The organism is Nocardiopsis coralliicola, from assembly GCF_054779695.1.
Genome location: NZ_BAAGXT010000093.1, coordinates 1 through 3621 on the forward strand (window position 1 = coordinate 1; position 3621 = coordinate 3621).

Genomic DNA, 3621 nt, shown 5'->3' on the forward strand with positions numbered 1-3621 from the left:
CGGGCCGCGCGCGGCCGGCGGCGCGGACGCGCTGCGGGCCGGGGAGGCGTGGCTGGACGGGCGCGGCGCGCTGCACCGCGGTGCGCCGCCGATGCGCCGTTCGTGATCACGCCTGTGCGGGAGGCTACTCCCTTCGCGTCCCACGCGGCACAGGTTCACTGGCGCGCCGCCCACCGATACCCGATCGTGTCCGCATCCGGCCCGATATGCCCGATTGGGCGGCGTTTCCGGCCTGGACATCCCTTGTCCCGGCGCCGCGTCCGTGCCGGAGCCCGCGGCACCGCGCTGAACAGGCGCAGGGAACGCTGCCGGCCGACCGGCGGCCGCTGGGACGTGCCGGGTGGACAACTGCCCTGCTGCGCGACAAAGGCGCCATCCACCCGACCCGCCCTGGCCCCGGGGATCCGGAGCGAGTACGCCGCCGCGGGCCCGCCGGCCCGTGAGCGGACCCTCAGCGGACCGGCGGTGCCCAGCCCCCGTTCGCGTGCTCCCGTTCCCCGCGGCCGGGCCGCCTACGGCGGAGGCGGTCCCGGGGCACCGGGCGAGGGCGGCGCCGCGGGACGCGGCGGACGCCCCGGTGGGGATCGGGAGGGGCGCCGGGCGCAGGCGGGGAGGGTGGAAGCGCGGGCAGGGGGCGCGGACCGGACTCGCCGGACGGTGCGGCCTGGAGCCGGGCACGGTTCTCCACGCCGGAGAACCCCGGGGGCCAGCACGGCGCGGAACATCGACAGGCCGCGGCAGGCACCGGCCCGCCGGCTTCCGCGCCGGATCAGGGCCTGTCGGCCCGGCGGGAGCGGGAGCGGCGGGCCGCGGCGGTGATCAGGGCAGCAGTGCCGGCCAGAGCGAGGCCGGCGGTGACGAGGAGCGGCCAGCGCGGGGCGGGGGCGGCTTCCTCCGGGTCGTCCGGGAGGGCGCCCGGGGCGGGACCGGTGTAGGGGGACCCGAGGGAGAGCTCGCCGGCGAGGGTGTCGGCGACCGCGGCCGCGATGCGCTTCTCGCCGTTGGCGTTGGGGTGGGTGCCGTCGTAGGTGTCGGCCTCGGCGTCGTAGCCGCCGTCGCCCGCGATATCGGCGACCGCGATCCGGGACGCCTCCGTCGACTGCTCCGCCGCGACCTCGCCGACCTCGCGGTCGAACGCGGCCAGGATCGCGGCCTGGTCGCCGGTGGAGGTGAACGTCGTCGGCGGAACCGTGCTGAGGACGATGTCGACACCGGGCTGCGCATCGCGCGCGGCGCCGATGAAGCGCTCCAGGTAGCGGGCGTACTCGTGCGGCTCAGCGCCGAACGCCTGGTCGTTCACCCCGTAGAGGGCGACGACGACATCGGGCTGGTACTCGGCCACCAGGTCGCCGATGTCCAGCGACGCCTCCTGCAGGGTGCGCCCCCACGAGGAGTCGTGGTGGGTGTCGAAGTCCGGGTCGCGGTAGCCGCTGTCTCCGTCTCCCCCGCCCGGCCATCCGGCGAGCACCTCGTCCTGGGGACCGACGAAATCGAGCCCCGGGACATCCGGTTCAAGGTGGTTCCACAGGTGGTAGCGCCACGTCGTGTCGCCGGACGCGCCCTGGGTCAGCGAGTCGCCGGACAGCAGGATCCGCGTCCCCCCGGCACCGTCCGCACCACCGTCAGCAGTTCCGGACGGCGTGGCGGGGGGCCGCGAGGCGTCGGCGATCGCGGGGGCCGGGCCGACGGCGAGCAGCGCGCCGGCGCCCAGGGCGGCGAGGCGTACCGTCGTCGAATCCACGCCTTCAGTGTCGGCGATGCGTCAACCGGACCGCCACTCGGCCGGGCCGGTCCCGGCGGCGCGCCCGGTGCAGGGGACCGCCGGGAGCGCTTGGCGGCAGGCGCTCCCGGCGGGGCGGGGTGGAGCGGTGCGGCGGGCAGCCGGCCGGCGCTGTGCTACCGGTGCCGGTCAGGCCGCGCCGGCGGGCAGCAGGGTGCGGTCGGGGAAGTTGCCGGGCAGCTGGTCGTCGTCGGGCCCGCGGGTGACGGCGCGGACGAGGAGTTCCCCGCCGACGAACGCACCCCGCCAGGAGCGGCCCCAGCCGCCGAACAGCTCTTCGTTGTCGCCGCGGGACCGCGGCCGGTTGACGCCGGTCTTGAACGCCCGGATGTCGCCGGCCAGGCGCTGCGCGGTCGACTCGTCGTCGCAGGAGACCGTGGCGACCAGCGCCCCGTTGCTCGCGTTCATCGCGGCGAGCAGTTCGTCTTCGGTGTCGACCAGGACGAACGTGTCGACCGGGCCGAACGGCTCGGCGTGGAACAGCGGCGACGACCGCGGCGGCTCCAGTAGGGCGACCGGGGCCATGTAGGCGCTGGCGTCCTGGCCGGGGAGCAGCCGCGCAGAGCCGGCGTCGCCGCGGTAGACCGGCACCGCTCCGCCGGCGACCGCGTCGGCCACCTGCCCGGACAGCTCCTTCGCCTTGGCAGCGCCGATGAGCGGGCCGAAGTCGAGCTCGGGCAGCGGGTCGTCCGGGGCGTCGACGGCGAGCGGGTGCCCGAACCGCACCGCGGAGGCGGCCGGCAGGTAGGCGGCGAGGAACCGGTCGAACAGCGAGCGCTGCACGACGAACCGCGGGTAGGCGGTGCAGCGCTGCTTGGCGTAGTCGAAGGTCTTCCTGATCTGGCCGGTCAGCGTCTCCCAGTCGCTGAACTCCCACACGCCCCAGCAGTTCAGCCCTTCCTGCTCCAGGATGTGCCGCTTGCCGAGGTCGGCGAGGTCGGCGGCGACCCGCCCGCCGGTGTCGCGGCCGCCGACGAAGGAGACGCAGCCGATCGAGGCGCTGCGCACCAGCACCGGCGAGAGCTCCCGGCCCGACCCGCTGAGCAGGGTGAACGGGAGCCCTTCGCGGACCGCCAGGGCAACCGCGAGGGTGAGGCAGACCAGGCCGCCGTCGGTCGGCGTCTTGGCGACGGCGGCGTTGCCAGCGAGCGCCTGCACGCACATCGCGTGCGCGAGGACGCTCATCGGGTAGTTCCAGCTGGCGATGTTGGAGACCGGCCCGTCCAGCGGGGTACGGCCGTCCAGCAGCCGCGGCGCGTGGTCGAGGTACCACTCGACGCCGCTGATCGCGCGGTCGACGTCGGCACAGGCCAGCCGCCACGGCTTGCCGATCTCCCAGGCCAGGGCGAGCGCCAGGTCGTCGCGGTGGGCGCGCCAGGCGTCCAGAGCGGCGCGGACGCGCGCGGTGCGCTCGGGCAGCGGGACGGCGCCCCAGGCGCGGTGCGCGTCGGCGGCGGCGCGCACGGCCGCCTCTGCGGTCTCCGTCCCGACCATCGGCGGCCCGGCGATCTCGGTGCCGTCCACCGGCGAGTACGCGGGGCGCGGCGTACCGTCGCCGCGCCACTGGCCGCCCCAGGCGTTGCGCACCCGGTCGGCGGCGAACGCTTCGGGGGCGGCGGCGCTGACCCGCGCGTACAGGGCGCTCCACTCGGTACCGGGCTTCACTGTGCGGCCGCTCATCGGGGGCCTCCTGCTCCGGCCGGCGTGCGCACGCCGGCCGCGACCGCGCTGCGGACGAGGTCGGCTGCGGCGCTGGGCGTGCGCCCGACCTTGACGCCGGCGGCTTCCAGGGCTTCCTTCTTGGCCTGGGCCGTGCCCGAGGAACCCGACACGATCGCACC

General features: G+C 76.4%; 2 protein-coding genes. Both read right to left on the reverse strand.

The window, feature by feature from the left end:
• Positions 1 to 769: 769 nt before the first annotated feature.
• On the reverse strand, positions 770 to 1741 hold the full coding sequence (locus ACYVGT_RS28030; protein ID WP_460863853.1) for a GDSL-type esterase/lipase family protein: 972 nt from the start codon (positions 1739 to 1741) through the stop codon (positions 770 to 772).
• A 168-nt stretch (positions 1742 to 1909) separates the two neighbouring features.
• Positions 1910 to 3460, reverse strand: coding sequence for an aldehyde dehydrogenase family protein (locus ACYVGT_RS28035; protein ID WP_460863855.1), 1551 nt, complete (start codon positions 3458 to 3460; stop codon positions 1910 to 1912).
• Positions 3461 to 3621: the final 161 nt, after the last annotated feature.

Bases quoted from the DNA above. Each gene is read 5' to 3' on its own strand.
- ACYVGT_RS28035 (WP_460863855.1), bottom strand. From the start codon at position 3,460: ATGAGCGGCCGCACAGTGAAGCCCGGTACCGAGTGGAGCGCCCTGTAC.